General features: G+C 62.8%; 19 protein-coding genes and 2 pseudogenes. 9 read left to right on the forward strand and 12 right to left on the reverse strand.

Features of this window, described 5'->3' with window-relative positions:
* Positions 1–10: 10 nt before the first annotated feature.
* From NIBR502772_RS11995 to NIBR502772_RS12015, 6 genes and pseudogenes are all read right to left on the reverse strand, one after another.
* Positions 11–754 (reverse strand): annotated as a pseudogene (locus NIBR502772_RS11995) (IS30 family transposase); the annotation flags it as partial.
* A gap of 285 nt (positions 755–1,039) precedes the next feature.
* A pseudogene (locus NIBR502772_RS23095) lies at positions 1,040–1,159 on the reverse strand (hypothetical protein); the annotation flags it as partial.
* A gap of 109 nt (positions 1,160–1,268) precedes the next feature.
* Complete coding sequence (locus tag NIBR502772_RS12000; RefSeq protein WP_141140356.1) at positions 1,269–2,876, reverse strand: long-chain-fatty-acid--CoA ligase; 1,608 nt, start codon at positions 2,874–2,876, stop codon at positions 1,269–1,271.
* Between the two features lie 155 nt (positions 2,877–3,031).
* On the reverse strand, positions 3,032–4,486 hold the full coding sequence (locus tag NIBR502772_RS12005; RefSeq protein WP_141140357.1) for an aldehyde dehydrogenase: 1,455 nt from the start codon (positions 4,484–4,486) through the stop codon (positions 3,032–3,034).
* Entirely contained in the window at positions 4,483–5,601 is a 1,119-nt protein-coding gene (locus NIBR502772_RS12010; protein ID WP_141140358.1) for an NAD(P)-dependent alcohol dehydrogenase, read from the reverse strand. Before NIBR502772_RS12010 ends, NIBR502772_RS12005 begins: the two co-directional genes overlap by 4 nt.
* Before the next feature lie 66 nt (positions 5,602–5,667).
* Positions 5,668–6,366, reverse strand: coding sequence for a TetR/AcrR family transcriptional regulator (locus NIBR502772_RS12015; RefSeq protein ID WP_141140359.1), 699 nt, complete (start codon positions 6,364–6,366; stop codon positions 5,668–5,670).
* Positions 6,367–6,789: 423 nt separating this feature from the next.
* Here NIBR502772_RS12015 and NIBR502772_RS12020 point away from each other — a divergent pair, with 423 nt between their 5' ends.
* The 6 genes from NIBR502772_RS12020 to NIBR502772_RS12040 all read left to right on the forward strand — a co-directional run bounded on the left by NIBR502772_RS12020 (position 6,790) and on the right by NIBR502772_RS12040 (position 14,706).
* Positions 6,790–9,900 (forward strand): cytochrome P450, encoded by a 3,111-nt coding sequence (locus NIBR502772_RS12020; protein ID WP_141140360.1) that lies wholly within the window; start codon positions 6,790–6,792, stop codon positions 9,898–9,900.
* A gap of 101 nt (positions 9,901–10,001) precedes the next feature.
* Positions 10,002–11,555: a Re/Si-specific NAD(P)(+) transhydrogenase subunit alpha gene (locus NIBR502772_RS12025; protein ID WP_141140361.1), complete on the forward strand. Its 1,554-nt coding sequence runs from the start codon at positions 10,002–10,004 to the stop codon at positions 11,553–11,555.
* Entirely contained in the window at positions 11,552–13,027 is a 1,476-nt protein-coding gene (gene pntB / locus NIBR502772_RS12030) for a Re/Si-specific NAD(P)(+) transhydrogenase subunit beta (RefSeq protein WP_246848486.1), read from the forward strand. The genes NIBR502772_RS12025 and pntB overlap by 4 nt, the downstream gene beginning before the upstream one ends.
* A gap of 578 nt (positions 13,028–13,605) precedes the next feature.
* On the forward strand, positions 13,606–14,199 hold the full coding sequence (locus tag NIBR502772_RS12035; protein WP_141140362.1) for an adenylate kinase: 594 nt from the start codon (positions 13,606–13,608) through the stop codon (positions 14,197–14,199).
* A 43-nt stretch (positions 14,200–14,242) separates the two neighbouring features.
* Positions 14,243–14,380 (forward strand): hypothetical protein, encoded by a 138-nt coding sequence (locus tag NIBR502772_RS22415; RefSeq protein WP_168223534.1) that lies wholly within the window; start codon positions 14,243–14,245, stop codon positions 14,378–14,380.
* Positions 14,381–14,397: 17 nt separating this feature from the next.
* Positions 14,398–14,706, forward strand: coding sequence for an MBL fold metallo-hydrolase (locus NIBR502772_RS12040; RefSeq protein ID WP_246848798.1), 309 nt, complete (start codon positions 14,398–14,400; stop codon positions 14,704–14,706).
* Between the two features lie 478 nt (positions 14,707–15,184).
* Here NIBR502772_RS12040 and NIBR502772_RS12045 read toward each other — a convergent pair whose 3' ends face one another.
* The 6 genes from NIBR502772_RS12045 to NIBR502772_RS12070 all read right to left on the reverse strand — a co-directional run bounded on the left by NIBR502772_RS12045 (position 15,185) and on the right by NIBR502772_RS12070 (position 20,431).
* Positions 15,185–15,427: a hypothetical protein gene (locus tag NIBR502772_RS12045; protein ID WP_141140364.1), complete on the reverse strand. Its 243-nt coding sequence runs from the start codon at positions 15,425–15,427 to the stop codon at positions 15,185–15,187.
* A gap of 112 nt (positions 15,428–15,539) precedes the next feature.
* Positions 15,540–16,280 carry an SDR family NAD(P)-dependent oxidoreductase gene (locus NIBR502772_RS12050; RefSeq protein ID WP_246848487.1) on the reverse strand — a complete coding sequence of 247 codons (741 nt, stop codon included), beginning with the start codon at positions 16,278–16,280 and terminating at the stop codon, positions 15,540–15,542.
* A gap of 217 nt (positions 16,281–16,497) precedes the next feature.
* Positions 16,498–17,319, reverse strand: coding sequence for a sugar phosphate isomerase/epimerase (locus NIBR502772_RS12055; RefSeq protein WP_141140366.1), 822 nt, complete (start codon positions 17,317–17,319; stop codon positions 16,498–16,500).
* 172 nt (positions 17,320–17,491) lie between these two features.
* On the reverse strand, positions 17,492–18,904 hold the full coding sequence (locus NIBR502772_RS12060; protein WP_141140367.1) for an MFS transporter: 1,413 nt from the start codon (positions 18,902–18,904) through the stop codon (positions 17,492–17,494).
* Positions 18,905–19,241: 337 nt separating this feature from the next.
* Positions 19,242–19,787 carry an AAA family ATPase gene (locus tag NIBR502772_RS12065; protein ID WP_141140368.1) on the reverse strand — a complete coding sequence of 182 codons (546 nt, stop codon included), beginning with the start codon at positions 19,785–19,787 and terminating at the stop codon, positions 19,242–19,244.
* A complete protein-coding gene (locus tag NIBR502772_RS12070) occupies positions 19,784–20,431 on the reverse strand; it encodes a bifunctional 4-hydroxy-2-oxoglutarate aldolase/2-dehydro-3-deoxy-phosphogluconate aldolase (RefSeq protein WP_141140369.1) in 648 nt (215 codons plus the stop codon). The genes NIBR502772_RS12065 and NIBR502772_RS12070 overlap by 4 nt, the downstream gene beginning before the upstream one ends.
* A gap of 147 nt (positions 20,432–20,578) precedes the next feature.
* Between NIBR502772_RS12070 and NIBR502772_RS12075 the strand changes: the two genes are divergently transcribed.
* The 3 genes from NIBR502772_RS12075 to NIBR502772_RS12085 are packed head-to-tail and all read left to right on the forward strand — an operon-like array spanning position 20,579 to position 23,116.
* Positions 20,579–21,565: a Gfo/Idh/MocA family protein gene (locus NIBR502772_RS12075; protein ID WP_141140370.1), complete on the forward strand. Its 987-nt coding sequence runs from the start codon at positions 20,579–20,581 to the stop codon at positions 21,563–21,565.
* The gene (locus NIBR502772_RS12080) at positions 21,558–22,553 is read left to right on the forward strand and encodes a LacI family DNA-binding transcriptional regulator (protein WP_141140371.1); all 996 of its coding nucleotides are present in this window, start codon (positions 21,558–21,560) and stop codon (positions 22,551–22,553) included. The genes NIBR502772_RS12075 and NIBR502772_RS12080 overlap by 8 nt, the downstream gene beginning before the upstream one ends.
* Positions 22,550–23,116 carry a VOC family protein gene (locus NIBR502772_RS12085; RefSeq protein WP_141140372.1) on the forward strand — a complete coding sequence of 189 codons (567 nt, stop codon included), beginning with the start codon at positions 22,550–22,552 and terminating at the stop codon, positions 23,114–23,116. The genes NIBR502772_RS12080 and NIBR502772_RS12085 overlap by 4 nt, the downstream gene beginning before the upstream one ends.
* Positions 23,117–23,119 lie beyond the last annotated feature (3 nt).

The following is a 23,119-nucleotide window of genomic DNA, read 5'->3' on the forward strand; positions in this document are numbered from 1 at the left end:
AGCATTGAGATTCCCAGTGGCCTGGCACGGCGCGATCCTCGATCTCGGGCGGGCGCTCGGAAATCATGATCATCGGGTCCACGAACCTGGGCGTGCGTTGCTCGCCGGTGCGGTGGGGTTTGCGGCGGGTCCGGCCGGTGCGCAGCGCTGCCTGGATCTCGCGTTTGAGTCCGCCTCTGGCCTGGACATACAGGGCTTGATAAATCGTCTCTGGGCTCACACGCATCTCCGGGTTGTCGGGGAACTCTTCGACCAGCGCGTGGCTGATCTGCTCCGGAGACCAGCGTAGGAGCAGCTTGTCCTTCACGTAGTCACGGAGGTCCGACTCGCCAGCGAGTTTGGCCGTCTTGGGCCGCGCCCGCCGGGCAGCGGCATTCCGATGCGCCCCGTGCGGCAGGTAGCCCATCCGGGGATCGGTATTTCGGCCCAGCTCGCGGCTGATAGTTGACGGCGAACGGCCCAGGGAGTGGGCGATCGACCTGACCGAGGAACCGGCGGTCTGCAGGTCCCGGATCAGCTCCCGTTCCTGCACGGTCAGGAACCGCGGATCGATAGATTTCTCCAACGCTGATACCGGTACGGGGACCAGGGCCGTTACGGCGGGAGGGGTCATGGTGGTCACACCACGTTTGTAGTCGACGATTCGGCCATCCGGGTAAATGCGTCGGCCGCCGGACTTACGGATTCCCTGGTCCCACTCTTCGGCGGTCCGGAGATGTATCCCGACCGCTGCGGCAGCTTTCCGCCGACTCACGCCGGTCTTGCGCAGCCGGAAGTACTCATCCCGCCCTGGGTGAGGACCCACCCCCGTTTTGCCATAACTTTTCAGCCCGGCTTTACGGACCCAACCGGCACACGTTGCCGGATGCAGTCCCAACTCCCGTGCAGCCTGCGTGGTGCTCTTGACGCGGTCGAACACGACGAAGAACTGAGCCTTCTGTGCAGGCGTGTATTTCCTCTGGTCAGCCTTCCGATCCCGTGGGACCCGCTCGGCGAGCCGAGACTTATGGACCCACTGGTAGCACGTCATCTGCTTGAAGCCGAGCTCCGATGCGGCCGCGCTCACACTCCCACACCGATCCAACACCGAAAAGAACTGAGCCTTCTGCTCCGGCGTGTATTTCCTCCGGCCGGCAGCTTCTTTCGTTAAAGACAACACGGTCGTTGCAACTCCCAAAAATTCTGGGTGTTGCAACGACCGCTAGAACCCGCCTTTCTCGCAGCCGGGCCGTTCTTAGTCTGCCCACCCGGTCCGGGTGGGCAGATGCTCATTCGTGTCGGGCGGACGCCTGGGCCGTGCGCAGGCTGTTCTTGTCGAGTTTCCCGACGCTGGTGCGGGGGATACTCGTGGTGAACGTCCAGCGTTCCGGAATCCACCACTTGGCGACGCGGCCGAGGAGGAAGGCGGCCAAGTCCTCCTGATTCACGGACGCGCCCTCTTCCGTAACGACGAACGCGTGCGGACGCTCCTCCCACTTCGGGTCGGGCACGCCGATCACGGCGACCTCCCGGACCGCAGGGTGCTCGGCGATGGCGCTCTCGAGTTCTACGCTCGAGATCCACTCACCGCCGCTCTTGATGCCGTCTTTCAGCCGGTCCTTGAGCTCCACCCAACCGCCAGGGTGGATGACCCCCTGGTCTCCGGTGCGCAACCAGCCCTCCCGGAACTTGGTGTCGTCATCCAATGCGATGTACGCGCCCGTGATCGTGTTGCCGGAGAGTTCCACCTCGCCGATCGAGGTTCCGTCCCATGGCTGGACGGCGCCGTCGAAGCCGACAACCCGGGCATGGACGCCGGGCAGTAGGCGCCCGGTCCGCGTGGCCCAGGCGGAGGCGTCCGCGTCGGCGGAGCCGGCGGGCGGGCGGGAGTAGGTCAGGAGCGGGGAGGTCTCCGTCATTCCCCAGCCCTGCAGCAGTGTGACGCCGTTGTTCTCGAGGATCTCGCGGGAGAGGGCCTGCGAGAGCTGCGAGCCTCCCGAGACTGCCACCCGGAGAACCGTCAGGTCGACGCCGTGATCGTGGGCGTAACGGCCAAGCTGGCTCCAGATCGTCGGGACAGCCGCGAGCATGGTGGGACGGGTCCGGTGGATCATCGCCGCGAGGTGCGGAGCCTGGAGGAACCGTCCGCTCATGACCAGGCCCGAGCCGGCCCACCATGCGGCGTGCACCCAGCCCCACGCATTGGCATGGAACATCGGGACGACAGGGAGAGCCCGGTCCGCGTCAGAGAATCCGTAGACGCTGCCGGTCGAGATCATCAATGTATGGAGCACTGTAGAGCGGTGGCTGTACGCCACGCCTTTGGGTTCGCCTGTCGTCCCCGTGGTGTAGCAGAGAACGGCAGCATCGTCCTCGTCGATCTGCGGGAACACGTCAAGAGGCGCTGCGGCCGCGACCAGCGTCGCATAGTCGTGCACGGCCACACCATAGGTGGCCAGCTCCGCCGGCGCCTCTCCTATGACCACCACGTCGGTGATGCTGGGCACCTGGGGCAGGAACTCCAAAAGGAGCGGAACCAAATCGGCGTCGACGATGACGGCGCGGTCTCCGCCATGCTGCGCTATGTATGCCAGCTGCGAGGAGTGCAGCCGGAGATTAAGGGTGTGGAGGACCGCACCCATCGAGGGGATCGCGAAGTATGCCGCCACGTGGTGCGAGGTGTTCCAGCACAGCGTAGCGACTACCTCGCCCTGGCCGATGCCGAGACCCCTCAGGGCACCAGCCAGACGGCGGCCCTCGGCAGCGACGTCCGCGAACGTGCGGTCACGGTAGACGCCGTCGACGTAATCGGTGACTGACGCTTCGCCATGGCAGCGTTCGCCATGCTCAAAGATGTCCGCGATGGACAGTGGGTGACGCTGCATCGTTGCACGCATCTCTTCCTCCTTCGGATGGGCTCCGTCACCGGACCCGGATAAATGGAACTCACAGACCGTATGAACGGTCAATCAATATTTCGACGCCGGATCCCTCCCCTTCTGCAGGCAGGAAACGCGGCGGGTCCGGCGGCCCTGGTAAGCAGGGGACTTGCTCAGGTGGGCAGATATATTGACTTCAGCGAGGTGTAGGAGCTGAGGCCCTCGGGCCCGAGCTCCCGGCCAATCCCGGAGGACTTCACTCCGCCGAACGGCGCGCCGATGTCGAGGTCGAAGAAGTTGATCCCCACCGAGCCAGTTTCGACGCGTCGGGCAAGCTCGAGCCCCTGTTCGACGTCCCGGGTCCAGATCGTGCCGCCCAGGCCGTACTCAGAGTCGTTTGCCAGCCTGACGGCTTCGTCGAGGCCGTCGTACGGGAGTACGACGAGGACAGGGCCGAAGATCTCCTCGCGGACCGGAGTCGCCTGCGGCTTGAGGTCCGCCAGCACAGTCGGCTCGACGTACCATCCCACGGGGAGACGTTCGGGGCGGCCCCCTCCGGCAACGACTCTGGCTCCCTCCCGACGGCCGGCTTCGATAAGCCCCTCGACCCGCTCACGCTGACTACGGCTGACCACCGGACCCATTTGCGTGGCCGGGTCCAATGGATCGCCAAGCCGCATCGAGGATGCGAGCTCAGCGACCGCGTCGACGACCTCGTCGTACCGGCGCCGCGGCGCAAGGATGCGCGTGCTGAGATAGCACGTCTGTCCGTTGTTGAGCAGGCTTGCCCACGAGAGGCCGCGCGCAACCTGTACTAGGTCAGCGTCGTCGAGGACGATGGCGGCGCTTTTACCACCCAACTCCAGGGTGACTGGCCGCAGCAACCTGCCGCAGACTTCGCCGATCGCTCGTCCCGCCGCAGTCGAACCCGTGAAGGCCACCTTGTCGACCCCTGGATGCGCGACAAGGTAAGCACCCACGTCCCGACCCCCAGTGATCACATTGAGAACACCGGGCGGGAATCCGCATGCATCGGCAGCGTCAGCAAGGGCAAAGGCGTCCAGGGCAGTCTCGGGTGCGGGCTTGACAACAACCGTGCATCCTGCGGCCAGGGCCGGAGCGACCTTGAACATCGTTAGTGATTGTGGAAAGTTCCACGGGACGACCGCAGCAACGACGCCTATTGGTTCTCGTCGCACGACGGTCGTACGTTTGCCGTTGGCAGAGGCACGTCGTTCCTCGGTCGCGGTGACCTCAGCGAGATCTGCGTAATAGCGCAGCGTAGTTGCGGGCCCTTTGCCCTCTGCAACCTTGGCGACGCTGATGGGCATTCCGTTGGAGCCGCTGACGAGGGCGGCTGTTCGGTCCCCGATGGCCTCCAGTTCGTCGGCCAGTCTCCGCATCCATTGCGCTCGCTGGGCACCGTCCATGCGTGCCCACGCCGAGTTCCGCAGGGCTTCGCGTGCCGCATCGACGGCCGCATCGACGTCGGCCGTGCCACCGCTCGGGGCGACGCCGAAAATCTGCTCGGTTGATGGGGAGATGACACTGGTCATTTCGGAGGAGCTCGAGGCGCGCCATGACCCGCCAATGAACAGCTGTGTCCGCTCGCGTTCGTTGGCTGTCATGCCGCCTCCCCAGGAATCAGGACGGGCTTGATGGTTGTACCACTCGCCGCGTCAGCTTCGGCGGCGTTGATGTCGGACAGTGGGTAGGTTGTCATCATGCGCTCGATCGGGAATCGGCCGGCCCGCCATAGGTCGAGGAGCCGTGGAATGTCAACGCGGGGCACGGCGTCGCCTTCGAGGATACCAACCACGGTTCGTCCGGTGGCGAGTACATCGCCCGGAAGCACCAGGTCGTCCGCTACGGCCGTGACCAGGCCGAGGACGCCGCGCGGGCGCAGCGATTCAATCGCCCCGGTGATGAGCGCGGAGACGCCGGTAGTATCAAGTGCCGCGTGTACACCGAGGCCGGTTAGCGACCGGATCTCCCGCCGGATTTCACGGCGGATGTCGGCCTCCGGATCAGGGTGGATAACGTCGGTCGCGCCCATCTCGAGGGCGAGGTCCAGCCGAGAGCGGTGCCGGTCAACCACGATGATCCTCGTGGCTCCGACAGCGGCTGCGGCCATGACCGCGGAGAGTCCGACCGCTCCTGCTCCAAAGATGGCGAAGGTGCTTCCGGGCTCAACGGGCAGGACGTTGAATACGGCGCCCGCCCCTGTCAGGGCTCCGCAGCCCAAGGCTCCGAGTAGTTCGAGCGGGCAGTCCTCGGGGACTGGCACCACGTTTGAGCTAGCCGTAACCGCATGGGTCGCGAAGGACGATTGGCCGAACCATTGTGCGCCGATCGGCTCGCCTGCCGCGTCCACCGCGCGCAGGGGGTCAGAATCCGAGCGACCTACAAGGTTCCGTTGCCAGAAGTCACGACAATATGCAGGGTGCCCGGCAAGGCACTCGGCACAGTGAGTGCAGTGGTCGAAAGACAGCACCACGTGGGCGCCCACCTCAACATCAGTGACGCCGGGCCCCAGGGCTTCGACCACACCGGCACCCTCGTGTCCCATCACGAGGGGGAGTACGGAGCGGTAGCCGTTCCGGCGGGGCAGGACGTCCGTGTGGCAGAAGCCGGCTCCGACGATGCGTACGAGGATTTCTCCGTGTCCGGGTTCGCGAAGCTCCACCTCCTCGATGGTGAATGGGGTATGGCGTTCGCGGAGCACGGCGGCTCGGATCTTCATGGAGTCTCCTGACATTGTCATGGTTGTGGTAGGCGGAGATTGTCGTCGGCCACTGCTGCAGGGTCGTTATGCGGGCACTGCCGCGCCCGTTCTTTCCTGATGCCGTCCTTCGGCTACGTGGCTTAGGGCGTCGCGCACAATCGCGGCCGGATGACCAGCAGGGTTGCTCAGTTCGGCCAGGCTGCTGCGGTCGGTCAGCAGGCTCCCCAGGACCAGGTCGACGAAGGCGCTTGCCACGGCCTCCACCGGCTCGGGACCGTCAGGTCGGAACCAGGTCCAGGCCCACTGAGCCGAGCCGAACATGAGCAAAGTGTCGACGCCGACGTCGACCGGACGGAAAAACCCTGCAGTCAGACCCGCCTCGACGATCTCGCGTACAAGGACGAAGTAATCCTGGCGGAGCCGCGCGCCGGTGGCCATCGACTCGTGGTCGGCGAAGCGCACCGCCTCCCGCTGGAATGCGACCGTCGGGGAGCGGTCGTAGTCGTGGTAGATAATGAAGGCGTGCAAGGCTGCGGCCAGTTGTTCGGGAGGAGTTGCGAGATGCTCGATCATGTACTCCAGCTCCGCGATGCGCTTGTTCATGTAGTTCTCGTGAAGGGCCGCGAGGAGGCGGTCCTTGGTGCCGAAGTGATGGACAATGGTCCCTTTCGAGATCCCGAGTTCCGCAGCCATCGAGCCGAAGTTGACGCCGTCGTACCCCCTCTCGGCGACGTGACGGGTAAAGGTGTCGAGGATGTCGTCATAGCGTCCCGGTCCAGGCATTGTTTGGCTCCTTGGTCGTCCGATTACTTGGGTCCCGGCGCAGGTCCGGGACATTTCAAGTCTACGGCGGGTGACCGCACAGCCGGTCAAGGCTCGAGCCGTTCTCGAAAGTTGCGCTTGAGCGCCTTGCCAGTGGCATTGCGCGGCAGTGCTCCCAGGAAGGTGACGCGCGTCGGACACCTGTAGGGCCGCCCGGTCACCGTTCTCGGAAACGCTGCGCTCCACGAGCTCGAAAATGCCTGATGTGGGTAAGGCCATGCTCAACCTCCTTGACTGTACGTACGGTCAGCCTAGAGAATTACCTGAGATTTTGCAAGATATTTGACTGACCGTCCGTACGGTCATAGGATTAGTGGTGTCCTTGGCCGCGATCTGATGTTGGGTCGGGTGCTTGATCAACCTCTTCGGTGAAGGAGCCGTCCAGTGTCTGTGATCCCTCGCGATTTTCTGTCGCCCTCGATCTATGCTGATGGGATACCCCACTTCGAGCTCGGTGAGCTCCGGCGTGAGCATCCTGTTGTGTGGGTGGAGGAGCCCGCTACCGCTACGTTTGCTGGCGGCAAGGGCTTTTGGCTCGTGCTTAACCACGCTGACGTCAGTCACGTTTCCCGTCATCCCGAGGATTTCTCCTCTTCGCGGGGCACCAGCTTCCTGCGTGATCAACGGCCCCGGGACGTTGCGGTGTTGCGGCGGATGATGCTGAACATGGATCCTCCCGAGCACAGTTCGTTGCGGAAGATTGTCAACCGTGCGTTCACTCCGCAGGCGATCAGGCGCCAGCTATCGGATGCGATCACGCGGCACGCCAAGGGGGTCGTGGATTCGGTGGCTGAGGCAGGTTCCGTTGACTTCCTTGCCTCTGTCGCGGCCGAGATGCCGTTGCTCGTCTTGGCCGATGTGCTTGGTATACCGGCCGAGGACCGGTCGTTGCTTTATAGCTGGACGAACCGGCTGGTCGGCCTTGACGACCCCGAGTACGGTGGTGATCCGCAGGCCTTCCTCTCGGCATTCACGGAGATGTTCGCCTATGCGCGGAAGGTTACGGAGGAGCGTCGTGCCCGGCCCACCGATGATTTGTGGAGCACCGTGGCCAATGCCGAAGTCGACGGCGAAATGCTGACGCCCGATGACCTGGACCGCTTCTTCCAGTTGCTTGTGATTGCCGGCAACGACACGACCCGGAACCTGATCGCGAACACCATGCTGACCCTGTCGAGGCATCCGGACCAGTTCAACCTTCTGCGCCAGGATCTCTCGCTGCTGCCGGGCGCCATCGAGGAGGTGCTGCGTTTCAGCCCTTCGGTCATCCAGTTCCGGCGTACCGCGACCCGTGATCTCGTCCTGGGAGGCCAGCAGATCGCCGAGGATGACAAGGTGATCATCAACTACGCCTCCGCGAACCGGGATGAGACTGTCTTCACCGACCCCGATCGCTTTGACATCAAACGTGACCCAAACCCGCACATCTCTTTCGGGGACGGGACACATTACTGCCTCGGTGCGAATCTCGCCCGGCTTCAGACCCGGGTCCTGCTCACCGAACTGTTCGAACGGCTGCCCGACATCGAGGTCACTGGCGAACCGGTGCGCATGCAGTCAAGCTTCATGAACGGCATTAGGCATCTTCCCGTGGAGTTCACCCCCGTGCGGGCCCACGCGCCCCGGCCTGCGTTGCTGGCGCCTGGGCCCACACCCCCGGCGGGCTGCCCCGCTGCGCCCCAGACCCCCGCCGCAACAGAGACTCCCGAGGCAACAGAGACTCCCGCGGCGGTTGAGGCGTCCGCCGCCGCCGAGGCGTCGGGCCAAGCCCATGGCACCCCACTACTCGTCCTCTTCGGGTCAAACTTCGGAACCGCCGAGGATGTCGCTTTGGACCTCGCTGCGGCGGGACGCGACAGAGGCTTCGACGTCAGTGTCGCATCGCTCGACGAGGCGGTCGATGCCCTGCCCACGGCTGGTGCCGTGCTGGTGACGACCGCCACGTACAACGGAACGCCACCGGACAACGCCGTCGACTTCGCGCAGTGGATTGGAGAGAAAACGCCGGATCTTACCGGAGTCCGATTCGCCGTCTTCGGGTGCGGCAACCATGAGTGGGCTGCGACTTTCCAAGACTTTCCCCGCTTCGTCGATGACCGGCTGCAATCCTTCGGAGCCTCACGGTTCCACCGGCGCGGCGAGGGGGACGCCGCCGAGGACTTCGACGGCGCGATTGCGGCGTGGGAGCAGGAACTCTGGCCCAGGCTCGCCCAGGAATTCGGCCTCAACCTCGCCGTGGACGCGCCCATATCCGAGGCTGTCCTGCAGATAGAGTTCCTTCCCGCTGACCGTCCGAGTCCGTTCGTCCGGTCACTGGGAGCCCAGCCGATGCGGGTCCTGGACTCCCGCCTGCTTACGCAGGAACAGAACGCTGTTGACGTCCGGCCTGTGCGCCACATGGACCTCGAGCTGCCCACCGACGTGACCTACGAGGCCGGAGACCATCTCGGGGTCATTCCACACAACTCGCCGGCGCTGGTGGACCGGGTGACAAAGCGCTTCGGCTTGGACCCCGGGTCCTGGATCCGGCTCACCGCAACGAATCGGCCCTCATTCCTGCCGGTAGGGGAGCGGCTGACCGTTGGACAACTCCTCACGGATTACGTGGAACTACAGGACGTCGCCAGCCGCCGCGACATAGAGCGGCTCCTTCAGCACACCGAGTATCCCTGGAGCAGGGAGCGCCTGGAGAAACTGCTGGACACGCAGACATACCGCGCCGAAGTGCTCGACCGAAGGCTCTCAGTCATGGACCTCCTTGAGGAGCATCCAACATCCCGGCTACCGTTCACGGCCTTCCTCGAACTCCTCCGGCCGCTCGCGCCGCGTTACTACTCAATAGCATCATCGTCGGCGGTCCAGCCAGGTGTCTGCTCGATCACCGTCGGTGCCCTGACCGGGCCAGCCCGCTCCGGGCACGGAACGTTCGCCGGCACCTGTTCGAACTATCTCTTCGAGCAGGGCACGGACCGCGTAATCCACGCGTTCGTCCGGGACACCGCGAGTCCCTTTCGGCTGCCTGCCGATCCATCAACACCCTTGCTCATGATCGCCTCGGGCACCGGGATCGCACCGTTCCGCGGGTTCCTCCAGGAACGTGCCGCAGCGAAAGTGGCAGGAACTGACCTCGGTCCCGCCCTCCTAGTTTTCGGCTGCCGCCATCCGCAAGGGGACCTGCTCTACGGCACCGAACTTGAGAGGTTGGCGGCGGCCGCCGGCACGGACATCGCTTTTGCATATTCGCGAGTGGAAGGCCTCCCGCGGATCTACGTGCAGGACCGTCTGACCCAGCTCGGCGCGAAAGCGCTCGACCTCATTGACCAGGGAGGGGCTGCATACATCTGCGGTGCGACAGCAATGGCCGACGGCGTCCGCACAAGCATGCTCGAACTGCGCAGCGGACTTCGGGGCGACAGCGCTGCGGATGCCGAGGCATGGCTGGGCACGCTTGTTGGACAGGGGCGATGGCTCGTCGACGTCTGGGCGAGCGGCTGACCAACACGGCAGGAGAACGACCGTGGAGTGCGGCGGGCTTGATGCTCATCAGATACCGACCTTGCCGGCCGGTTAAGTCAGACAAATGGAAGAGAGTAAACGTGACACGTATCGGGATCGTGGCCGAGTTGGGTCGTGAGACGAGGGTGGCGGCGACGCCTGTCACCGTCAAACAGTTATTGGATTTAGGCTACGACGTTGTGGTCGAAAAGGGCGCCGGGGAATCTGCGTCTTTCCGTGATGATGCTTATGCCCAAGCGGGTGCCCTTATTGTGGGTGCCGATGAGGCGTGGGGGTCTGAGGTGGTGTTGCGGATCAATCCGCCCACTGAGGATGAGATCGGCCGTTTGGCCGAGGGGGCGACGCTGATTGGGTCGTTGAGTCCGGGTTTGCGGCCGGAGTTGGTGGAGGCTTTGGCGGCGCGGCCGATTACGGCGTTGGCGTTGGATGCGGTGCCGCGGATTTCGCGGGCTCAGTCGATGGATGTGCTTAGTTCGATGGCGAACATTGCCGGGTACCGGGCTGTCATTGAGGCGGCACACGAGTTCGGCCGGTTCTTCACGGGACAGGTGACCGCGGCGGGCAAGGTTCCGCCGGCGAAGGTGCTGGTAGCCGGTGCCGGTGTCGCGGGTCTGGCGGCGATCGGGGCCGCGAGCAGCCTCGGCGCGATTGTCCGCGCCACGGATCCGCGGCCTGAGGTCGCTGATCAGGTGAAGTCCATCGGCGGAACCTACCTCAAAGTCGAGGTCGAGGAGGAGATGAAGTCCTCCGACGGGTATGCCAAAGCCACGTCCGAGGCCTACAACGCCCGTGCTGCGGAGATCTACACGGAGCAGGCAGCGGATGTGGACATCATCATCACCACGGCCCTGATCCCCGGGCGTCCGGCACCGAAGCTGCTCACGGCCGGGGACGTGGCCGGCATGAAGTCCGGCAGCGTGATCGTTGACATGGCCGCCGGGCAGGGCGGGAACGTGGAAGGCTCGGTCGCCGGGGAACGCATCGTCACCGACAACGGCGTCGTCATCCTGGGCTACACGGATCTTCCGGCACGGTTGCCGGCCCAGGCGTCCCAGCTGTACGGCACGAACATGCTGAACCTGCTCAAGCTCCTCACGAAGGACAAGGACGGCCAGCTCAGGATCGATTTTGACGACGTCGTGCAGCGCTCGGTGACGGTGGTCCGGGACGGGGAGAAAACCTGGCCGCCGCCACCGGTCCAGGTCTCCGCCGCACCGGCAGTGAAGACGGACGCCGGGACAGCCGCCAACAATACGGCGCCGAAGAAACCGGGCCTCAGCCCTGCCGGTAAGGCCGGGCTCTTTGCCGCGGGGATCGCGGTGCTGTTTGGGATCAACGCGGTGGCTCCGGCGCCGCTGCCGCAGCACTTCACGGTGCTGATGCTTTCGATCGTGGTCGGCTTCTATGTGATCGGGAAGGTCCATCACGCGCTGCATACCCCGCTGATGTCCGTCACGAACGCGATCTCCGGGATCATCGTCGTCGGGGCGCTGCTGCAGGTCACCTCGGACAACATCGTCATGCAGGTGCTCGCCGCGGTCGCGGTCCTGCTGGCCAGCATTAACATCTTCGGCGGCTTCGCCGTTACCCGGCGCATGCTCGCGATGTTCTCCGCCGGGAAGGCACGTTCATGAGCGCCATCACCGAAGCAGCAGCAGGAATCGTTACGAGGAGCCTTACCGTGTCTGATACCGTCTCCGGTCCGTTGACCGCCGACTCCATTGCCGGCGCCGCCTACATCGTCGCGGCCCTGCTGTTCATCCTCAGCCTTGCCGGGCTGAGCAAGCACGAGAAAGCCCGGTCAGGGGTCATCTACGGCATCACCGGCATGGTCATCGCCCTCGCAGCCACCATCTGGCTGACCCTCCAGGGCGCCTGGGGCACCGGCGCGGGCCTGACCGGCCTGGTCCTGCTCATCGCCGCGGTACTCGTCGGCGGCGCCATCGGGCTCTGGCGCGCCCGCGTCGTGGAAATGACCGGGATGCCCGAGCTCATCGCCCTGCTGCACAGCTTCGTAGGCTTCGCCGCGGTCCTGGTGGGCTGGAACGGCCACCTCGAAGCCCCCGCACTGTCCCCGGACCTGACCGCCATCCACCACGCCGAGGTGTTCATCGGGGTGTTCATCGGTGCGGTCACCTTCACCGGCTCCATCGTCGCGTTCCTGAAGCTCTCGGCCCGGATGAAGTCCTCGCCCCTGATGCTGCCGGGCAAGAACGTCATCAACCTCGGCGCCCTCGCCGCGTTCGTCGCGCTTACCGTCTGGTACGTCAACGACTCCCAGCTCTGGCTCCTCATCGTCGTCACCGCCCTGGCCCTGGCACTGGGGTGGCACCTGGTGGCCTCCATCGGCGGGGGCGACATGCCCGTGGTGGTGTCCATGCTCAACAGCTACTCCGGCTGGGCAGCAGCAGCCGCAGGGTTCCTGCTGAACAACGATCTCCTGATCATCACCGGCGCCCTCGTCGGCTCCTCCGGTGCCTACCTGTCCTACATCATGTGCAAGGCCATGAACCGGTCCTTCATCTCCGTCATCGCCGGCGGCTTCGGCATCGCCGCCCCCGCCGCGGCCGACGCAGAGTACGGTGAGCACCGCGAAATCACGGCCCAGGCCACCGCCGAGATGCTGACCAACGCCTCGTCCGTGGTCATCACCCCCGGCTACGGCATGGCCGTCGCCCAAGCCCAATACCCGGTCGCTGAACTCGCCCACCAGCTGCGCGAACGCGGCGTGAACGTCCGGTTCGGCATCCACCCCGTCGCCGGACGCCTGCCCGGACACATGAACGTCCTCCTCGCCGAAGCCAAAGTCCCCTACGACATCGTCCTGGAAATGGACGAAATCAACGAAGACCTCGGCGACACCTCCGTAGTCCTCGTCATCGGCGCCAACGACACCGTCAACCCCTCAGCCGCCGAAGACCCGGGAAGCCCCATCGCCGGCATGCCCGTCCTCCGCGTCTGGGAAGCCGAAAACGTCATCGTCTTCAAACGATCCATGGCCGCCGGCTACGCCGGCGTCCAAAACCCACTCTTCTACCGCGACAACTCCCAAATGCTCTTCGGCGACGCCAAACAACGCGTCGAAGACATCCTCCGCGCCTTCTGAGGGGGCGGCACCGCGGCATTCAGTTCGTTGATCCGGTGCACAACCGCTGATACCCGTTGTGCCCGATACAACCCACGTGATCAGCTAACAGACGATCAGCTACGAAGCGAGAAAAGACCATGTCCATAAGTCGGATTCCTCACTGCAACGCTCTTCAGAACGCCGGCCGATCCCTTGTTCGCGACCCTTACTTCCGTTCAGAAACGGCACCAGTTCCGCCCCCGTTCACTATTGACGAACTTACTGCGTCCCCCTGGGTCGGCCTCTATTTCAGGGACGAATTCGTGCGCCACCAGGATGGCGATGGCTGAGGGGCCGGGCATCATTCTCGAACGACTCGAATTGCCGGGCCTCTCCCGAGGCCTCGAAACCGCCCTGAACGAAACCACTGACATCTACGTGCTTTTCTAACGGGAACAAGCTGCCCCTCAACTTGCGGTGGAGCGCCCGACGGTCACCCGGACCGTCAATTATCGCAACGCTGATGGTGCTCCACCGCAGCCCACGGCTAGCCCGAGGACTGAGTCGCCCTAGCGATGAACCAACACTTACTACACAAAAGGCCAGACACTATGAGAATGCTCATTATCGGACCGCCCGGTTCCGGAAAAGGAACGCAGGCGGAGCGCATTTCCATGCGCCTTGGCGTTGTGACGATTTCCACCGGCGATACCTTCCGGGCGAACGTGAAGGGCGGGACGCCGCTCGGCGTCGAAGCCAAGAAGTACCTTGATGCCGGGGACTTCGTTCCGGACAGTGTCACCAACAAGATGGTGCGGGACCGGCTCAGCGAGCCCGACGTCGGGAACGGCTTTTTGCTGGACGGTTACCCCCGCACCACCGCCCAGGTGGACTACCTCGACCAGATCCTGGCCAAGGCAAACGAACGGCTCGACCTTGTCCTTCAGCTCACAGCCGACGACGACGAACTTGTCCACCGGCTGCTCGGCCGGGCCCAGGATAAAGGCCGAAGCGACGACAATGATGTCGTCATCCGCCACCGCCTCGACCTGTATCACGAACAGACCGAAGCCGTCGTGGCCAACTACGCCGAACGCGGAATCCTGACGCGGGTTGAGGGCAGTGGCGCCGTCGACGAAGTCACCGACCGGCTAATGCGTGCCGTTAGCGCCAGCTTTAGTCCCACCACCCTGATGCCCGCTTTCCCGTAGCCTTGACGTCCGCGTATGGACGGACTGTTGAAAGAAGGAACCAATGAGTCTGCCTTCGATTACTCTGACGGGTCACGCCCAAAAGGAAGCGTGGCAGAACAAGGTTCTTCCGCCCGTGGAGCGGATCAAGGAGGACGTGTGGTCCATCCCCGTCCTGTTCCCTGACAATCCCATGCGCTAACGCTGAGCTATTTGCTCTTGGGGGACGGTGACGCGGTTCTGGTCGATCCAGGCTGGGACAGTGATGCCGGTATGGATCATCTGACAATCGGTCTGCGGCATGCCGGCATCGGTCTCACCGATCTGACGGGCATCGTTGCCACGCACTACCATTCGGACCATTTAGGTATGGCGTGCCGTCTGCGCGCGGCATCGGGAGCATGGATTGCTCTGGGCGACCGGGAAGTGCGCCGGCTCACCGCGTCCGACGACCTTGACCGTGTCTTGCTCAGCGACCGCGAGGAGTTGACGTCATGGGGAGTGCCCCGGGCAGGCTTGCCGAGGTAGCCATGGACCGTCATGGGAGCCGCGCATCGTGTTGACATGACCGCACGTGTTAGCGGCCATGAAAAACTGCCCATAGGCGGCCAGTGGAACTGCCCGCCGGTGGCCATGAGATCTGCCCACTTCCTTACTGAACCGTGCTCAAACATAACCGGGACCTCCCAAACCTCACATGTGGCACTACCATTGCAACGCTCCACGGGCCAACAGTCCACGAGCACCGTCCATGGCAACCCACGGACCCTGTGAAACAGAAGGCCCCGGCCTTCACTTCACCGTCAGAACCCTTCCCAGCCCGTCCGGACAAAGGCCAATTCCGCCGGGCCACAGGCCCCCGCAGCGCCGCCCTGACACGAGGGATACGTGTCATATCAGGCCGGCGCTGCGCGGCCGCCCGGCGACAATGGGCCGCTCCGGACGGGCGGGAACTGAACGCCTCACTTCATATCGTCTAGACGCCACAGCGGCTGAAAACCCACCGTCAGCACGTCATCATGAACAGATCAATGCCGACCTCAAAAGAGAGCGTGCTGGCCCATCTGCCCATGGGTATCTTCGCCGCGAACTCGGTCTGGATCGCCGCGCTTGTGGCACTGGGCTCGAGTTTCGTCGATGGCTCGACAACTCCGCCGGCACCGGCGTCGTCGAGCCAGCCGACGGCGGAACGGCCGAGCGGGACCGCCCCGCCAAGCGCAATGGTGCTCTTCCCGGCATGTCGAGCCAAGGCATTTGCCTCCGTCTGGCGTCATGGTGGTGAGTGTCGCGGTGGCGGGGCTGACGTTTGTTACGAGGCGACGGCTACGTCACTGTCCGGGGGTGCCGCTACAGACCGGGTGTCAGGATTTGGAGCTGGGTCGACCAGGGATATGGCTAAGAATGGATTTGGTGAAGCCGCCATCGACGCAGATGTCTTGCCCCGTGACGTAGCCCGATAGCGGGCCTATTAGAAACTCGATCACGTTCGCAATGTCCGTTGGATCTCCAATTCTTGCCAAGGGGATGATGTTTTCCCTTGCCTTCTTGATCTGGGGATCGGCGTACATTTTTTCGGTCATCCGCGTGTGGGTCATGCCTGGGGAGACCACGTTGACTCGAATTCCTTCGGGTGCCCATTCCAGCGCGAGTGTTTGGGCCAGCATCGTCAACGCGGCCTTGCTGGGGCTGTAAGCGCCTGATCCAGCGTGTGGTATCTGACCAGACATGGAAGAGGTGAAGCAGGCGGATCCGCGGCTCTGCCTCAAATGCGGGTGGCTTGCTTTGGCAAGAAGCCACGCGCCGCGAAGGTTCACGGCGAACATCTCGTCCCAGTCTTTAAGGGACACGTCGCAGATGGCGCCAGGGTTTGCGATCCCCGCGTTTGCTACTAGTGCGTCCAACCCACCGAACTCCGCTACCGCTGCTTCTACCAATTTACCTGGCACTTCTGGGTCACCGATGTTGCCCGCCAAAGCGATAGCGGTCCCGCCCATTGACTGGATTGAACGAACGACTTGCTCCTGGTTGCCGTTCGAATCGTGTCCTGCCACTGCAATCATCGGGTGGACGCCACGAGCCAGAGCCGCTTCTGCAATTCTCACGCAGGTAGATGCTCCTATGCCGCTGCTTCCGCCACTTACCAAAGCTCTCATCGCACATACTCCTTTATCAGCGGTTCACATAAGAAATTTCTGCTGCGAAATTTCATAGAATCAGGACCTGCCAGGTTGTTGGGTGGTGCAGATCCATTCCCAATGTGAACTATTACAATTTTTCCTGTAGGTCTTCGACTACCGTGCCGCGATCTCAAACTTGGGGCTAGTTTGCCAGTTCCCAGCCTTGATCTTTGAGGTCCTGCATCGCTTTCTTGAATTCTTGCACGGGGTTCTCCTCGCGAATGATCTCAAGAACAACGTTATTGACTCCGCACGTTTCGTTGACGGCGTTGCCCAGTCCCTTCCAGTCGATCACTCCGGTGCCGATCGGATCGTGACCCCAGGTCTCCGTGCCCGTATCAGAAATATGCGCTAGTCCAATTGATCCGTGATGGGAGAGCAAGCTCTGTACGGGATCTTCTCCGATGTAGGCAGCGTTGGCGACGTCGTACACAATCTTGACTGCGTCGTCGTTGATGGTGTTTACGACGCCTGCCAAGTCCTGGATGGTTGGAGTGAAGCAATAGGGAGTGTTTTCGAAAAGTAGTCGTGTGCCGGCCTGTTTAGCCAGTGGGATGAGATTCTCCAGGCTCTCGTACATCCACCCGTAAACCCGCTCCAGCGAAGGTGAAATCATTGGGCGTCTTGTGCCAGGGGAGATGACAACCTCGGGGACATCCCAGGCTGCGGCCAGGTCAATCACCGATTTGATGTGCTCGACGCTTTTGCGACGCATATTGGCGCCGGGGCTGGCCAGGTTGATGTCATAGCCGCCCGCGTTCAGCGACCTGATTTTGGCGCCGTAGTCATTGAGCCTTGCATAGCTTGCTGAACGCTCCGAACCTGACATTTCATCCGGCCAGCAATGGGGTGAACTGATGGGAACTTCAAACGTTTTATACCCGTTGGTGACCAATTCAGCTATCGCATCAATTGCCGTCGATGACCATAAATAAGAAAAGGTGTTAATAATAATTTGGTTCATTTGAAGGTATCCTTTCAGTTCTTCGCCTATGGAGAAGAAGCGTTCATTCATAACGCATTGTCAATCGCGCTCTGGGGGTCGTCGGCGCGGGCAAGGCGGCTCGACGAGACCTCGCGCAGCCACGCCCCTTCTTGCCCAGGCGGGCCGCCGGACTAGTTGGCAATTAGTGTGCCTACCGGGATCGCACAGCCTCGTCTGCGGCCTGCGGAGTGCTCAGGAGCAGGCGTTCGCCTTCGAGTACCTCGGGGTCGGCGGGAGCTACGGTGGCTCGGGCGGCGCGGCTGCCGGTCTCCGGGAGGGTGAAGTAGACGATGAGGCTGAGGGCGACAATGGCGATCATGTAGACCGCGACGAGCATTGGCTGTCCGGCGCCGACGAACGCAGCGGCGATCAGCGGCGCGGTGCCACCGAAGACGGCAATCACGATTTGGTGTGCGAAGCCGATGCCCGATACCCGTACCGAAGCTGGGAACAGTTCGGCCTGGATGGTTGGATAGACCGACTGCCAGATACCGAGAACAACCCACCCGGACGCCGATACCAGGACGTATACCCAGAAGCCCGGCTGGTTCAGCAGCAGGAGCATGGGGTAGAAGAGAACGATCATGCCGATGGCGCCGATGATGGGGAAGATTTTGCGTCGGCCGAGTCGATCAGAGAGCGCGGCGCAGGTCGGAACGATGATTACGAGCAAGGCCAGTCCGATAACACTCCCGGCCAGAGTGGAGGACAGGTCCCGGCCGGTGGTGAGCTTGGCGTAGGTGGGAAGGAAGGTGGCCCAGGTGTAGTAGGCCACGGCCGGGGCAGAGAGCGCTGCTGCCTGCAGCAGCGCCTTCGGGTGTTCGCGAAGGAGTTCCATCAGGCGGGCCGCGGCGGACTTGTGATCCACGAGGGACTCTGCCTCAAACTCAGGGGTCTCCTCTGCCCGGGCCCTCAAGATAAGGCCGACGATGCCGAGGATGCCACCCACGACGAATGGGATGCGCCAGCCCCAGGCGGCGAGGTCGGCGGGTGAATAGGATGATGTCACCAGTGCCGCGGCGCCAGTCGCTACGAGGGTCGCAAGGCCGCTCGCCATGTTGGTGAAGGAACCGAACAGGCCCCTCCGGTTCGCTGGAGCGTGCTCAACCATGAACGCGATGGCGCTCTGTCCCTCGCTACCGGCCGAGATGCCCTGGATGATGCGTGCGACCAGAAAGAGAACGGGCGCAGCGTAGCCGATGGTCGCAAACGACGGCGTGAGGCCGATGATGAGCGAGCCGAGCGCCATGCCGGAGACGGACAGCGTCAGGATGAGCCTTCGGCCGAAACGGTCGGCCAGTGGAGAGATGATGATGCCGCTGAGCGGGCGTACAACAAACCCGACGGCGTAGGCGAGCAGTGCCGCGATCAAGGAGGCGAACGGGGAATCACTTGGAAATATTTGTGATGAGAACACCGCTGCCAGGAGCCCGTAAATGTACCAGTCGTACCACTCCACGAAGTGGCCGATCGTGCCTGCAACGATGTTGTGGCGGCTGCGGCCGGGCGCTTTGGGATGATCGGAAGGGTCCGGGCTGCGGAGGGCATCTTGCGAGGTCTTCATTGAACTCTCCATATTTTCACGTTTGTTGCGGACGGGTATTGGACGATTTCCCGGATACCTGATTTCCCGGACACCTGATGGGGGTATGCGGGAAATCGTCCGGCTGTAACTCGGCTCGACGGACAATCGACCGCCAAGACCAACAGCCAGAGCAGCTTGCAGCGGGGCAGAAGCTGATCCAGGCTCCCCATATTTCATAAATGAGATCGGTTGCTGAGATCGGTTGCAAGCAACGATACGGATGAAAAGTGATCCTTGTCAACGTCTCGTGGGCTCGCGGCGCGGATATCGAAGACAGGCCTCCGACTCAGTGCCTAATCGCCTGACGGGGTTCACGTCAATCGACCGGAAGGGGCGCCTCATTGTTGAAGTCCTGGAAATGCACTCCTGACCAGGCGCACTCCAGGCTGCCGTATACCGACCAGTAGTCATCCCAGTGGGCAAGTTTCCACTGGTCTCGCTCCAGTCCGCGGCGGGTGAGCCGCGTACGTAGAAGGTCTTGAGGTACCCGGACCCGTATTACGGTGATCGCCGGCGACGGCCATTGGAATTTCTCTGCCATGCGTCTCAGATAGTCTGGGTCTCCGAAATAGGCTCCAAAGGGAGCGTCAAGGACCACTGACCGGCCGAGACGCAGGTTTATCCCCGCCACGTCCATCAGAGTCTGGTACTCGAGGGGCAGCAAATTTCGGCGATAGTAGTCGTTGGACTCGCGGTCGCTGGGATCATGCCCGGTAGCGGTCAGCGCGAATTCGACGAAGCGGCCACTGACCCGGTCCTTGTCCAGGTACGCAGCCCCGTGCTCTTGTGCTGTTTGCTGGGCAATCGTTGTTTTCCCTGAGCCGGCAGGACCGATGACAATGAAGACTTTGGGGGCGGTCATTGGCGGGCCTCTGCTACAGCTGACAGGAACTCCTTGGCGGCCTCGGTGACGCGGGAGAAGTCGCCATCGGGTTGCCATGCTTTCGTCACGTAGCTGCCCACGCCGACGCCGGCCACGCCTGCCGCGAACCATTCGCCCACGTTCTCTACGGTTACGCCGCCAGCCGGCATGATCGGCAGATGCGCCAGCGGAGCCAGCACGGACTTCGCGTAGGAGACTCCGCCGGCCTCTGTCGGGAAGAGCTTGATGATGTCGGCGCCTGCTTCGGCGGACTCAAGGAGCTCGGTTGGTGTATAGGCGCCGCTGATTGTCGGCACCTGGTACCGGTTTGCGGTACGGATCATCGCGGGGTTCAGCTGAGGACTGACGAGGAACTGAGCGCCGGCCCGAATGCATTCATACGCTGAGTGCTCGTCCAGCACTGTTCCGGCACCGATTGCCACTCCGGTGGAGCCGTGTTTGGCCGCGAGCCGACGGATCACGTCGACAGCGCCTGGAATTGAAAGCGTGATCTCGAGTGCCCGGAAACCTCCTTCGATAGCAGCTTCCGCAACGCGCTCGGCAACCTCCGCGTTCTCCAGCCGCACGATGAGGACGGCCCCTGACTCGTGGATGGTTTGCAGGGTGCGGAGTTTCTTGTGCATGTTGGCCTCTCTCTGGCCGGGTATCTCTTACTTCTTGAGCGACCCGACCCCTTGTTGGTGTTTAGTTCCGTTGACAAACTCTCCCACCATCCATAGTGTTATTGCAACCGATCTCAGCAACCGATCTCATGCAAGGAGGTATTGCGGTTGACTTACGTACGCACAATCATTCTTGGTGCTTCCCATTGGCATGTTCCGCTCTGCGCGCCGGCCATTGCCGAAGTGCACGAGGTGATCGGAGTCAGTGACGAGGATGTATCCCGCGTGCAGGTGCAGGACCTGGCCGAAGGCTGGGGGGCGCCGGTTGAAGCCGACTGGCAGAAGCTGGTTGATCTCCCTGATGTCGGACTTGCATATGTCTTTGGTCCCCATGAGGGTATGGCTGAAAAGTGTTTCGCCTTGATCGAGCGCAGTATTCCGTTCGTCGTGGAAAAGCCATTGGGCACTTCCCTTGACGAGCTTTCTGCCGTACGTCAGGCCGCCGAGGCTGCTGGCGTGCCTGTCACTGTCCCCCTGGTCCAGCGCGGCGGACCCACAGATCAGTGGCTTGCCAAGGCAGGACGGCCCGCTTACCAGCGAACCTCATTTATTGCTGGTCCACCATCCCGGTATCTCGATAATGCCAATCCCTGGATGCTCGACCCGGTCAAGGCGGGCGGGGGGTGTCTGGCGAACCTGGGTCCACATTTTGTTGAGCTGTTCCTCAGGGGCAGCGGCGAGACTGCAGCACATGTGGACTCCCGGCTCTCATCGTTTCTTCACAGCCAGGCTGTCGAGGATCATGCCACCCTCATCATCACGACGCCGGAGGGACGCGAAGCCATAGTGGAAGTTGGCTATGCATTCCCTGGCTCGCCGCTTAAGCGCTACTGCAGCTTCACCTCGGTCGGTGAGGCAGGATTCGCCTCAGTTGATTCGGACGGTACAGCTACGTTCACGGCATTGGATGGCAGCACGGAGGTCGACAAGATCAATGTGGATAGCGACCCTCTTTACGATCCGTTTGTGCGGAGCGTCGCCCGGACGCTGGATGATGGATTCCGGGGTCTGCCGACGCTGGCCCAGCTCGAAGACGTTATGCGCCCGATTTGGCAGGCCTATGACGACCAGCACGGAGGAAGAGAACATGCCTGATCTGAGTATCGACGTCGTCGCGAAGGCTGCCGGTGTCCACCGGTCCACCGTTTCCCGGGCATTCTCCCGGCCGGAAGCCGTGAAAAGGGAAACGCGTGAACACATCCTCAAAGTTGCCGAAGGGCTCGGCTACACGATGAGTCCACTCGCCCAGGCTCTTCGGACCAAGACCAGCACATTCATCCCGCTGATCGTTCCTGACATCACCAACCCCTTCTTTGCAGAACTTGCCAAGACGATGACGCAGGCAGCTGACGAGCGCGGATACCAGCTGCTGCTCTGCGTCACCAACGGGGACCCGGCCAAAACCGACGGATACTTCACCGCCATGCAGGCCATGTATGCCCCCTTCGGCATCGTCGCGCCCTCCACGAAAGTCGACACCGAGGCCATGAAACGCTTCGACTTCGGCCACAAGGTCGTGGTGATCGACCGGGTTGAAGGGGACGATGCCGTCCCAACGGTCACCGTCGACAGCCGCCGCGGAATCATGATCGCCCTTGAGCACCTGCACTCTCTGGGGCACACCTCGATCGGCTACGTATCCGGCATCGCCGGAACGCACACCGCCCAGGACCGGATGGACGCTTATCTGGAGCTGTCCGCCGAGAGCGGCAGCGCACCTGTCGTGCTGGACAGCGGGTCGGATCTGGATGCGGGCACGCGCGGGGCAGAACATTACCTCGAGATGGACAATCCTCCAACGGCAATCATCGCGGCCAACGACATGGTGGCCTTTGCGGTCATCTCGGCACTCGGCCAACGTGGTGTACGGGTACCGGAGGACGTGTCGGTCATCGGCTTCGACGGTCTCGCTCTCGGCGCCCGGTTCAACCCTCCTCTGACCACGGTTCGCCAGCCGATCGCCGACATGGGACACATCGCCATCGAACTGGCTGAGAAGCAGAACATTGACGGCTCCGTGGACCACATCGTCCTCGAACCTCAGCTTCTGGTCCGCGGTTCCACCTCTGGACCACGCAAATGACCAGGGGACAGGAGTCAACGCTCCGGCGTCTGCCAGGGCTCCAGCACACAGACCACGTCGGCCTGACAGTGCCAAACCTGGAGGAAGGCATCCGCTTCTTCGTCGAAGTCCTCGGAGCTGAGGAGCTCTACCGCTCCGAACGCGGGCCCGACGAAAAATTCATGCCCACAAACTTCGAAGTCCCGGCAGATGCCAAGCTCACGCTCGCAATGTTGCGCCTGCCACCAAACCTGAACATCGAGCTTTTCGAATGGAGCAGCGCTGAGCGGCGTGATACCCCGCCGCGGCACTGCGACGCCGGCGGCCACCACCTGTGCTTCGTCGTGGACGACGTCGACGAAGCGATCGCAGTGCTGCAGGCAACACCTGGAGTACGCGTGCTCGGTGAGCGCAAAGAAGTCGCCGGTGACAGCCCCCGAGTAGCCGGCAATCGCTGGACCTACTTCATCACGCCTTGGGGATTGCTGATGGAAATCGTGGATCGATCCCGCGTCGCAGCCCCGCCCCGGCTGGTCGGTCCCACGGACTGGGCATCACCTCCAAACATTTCAGAAAGGACATAAACA

Source organism: Pseudarthrobacter sp. NIBRBAC000502772 (genome assembly GCF_006517235.1).
Lineage (GTDB): Bacteria > Actinomycetota > Actinomycetes > Actinomycetales > Micrococcaceae > Arthrobacter.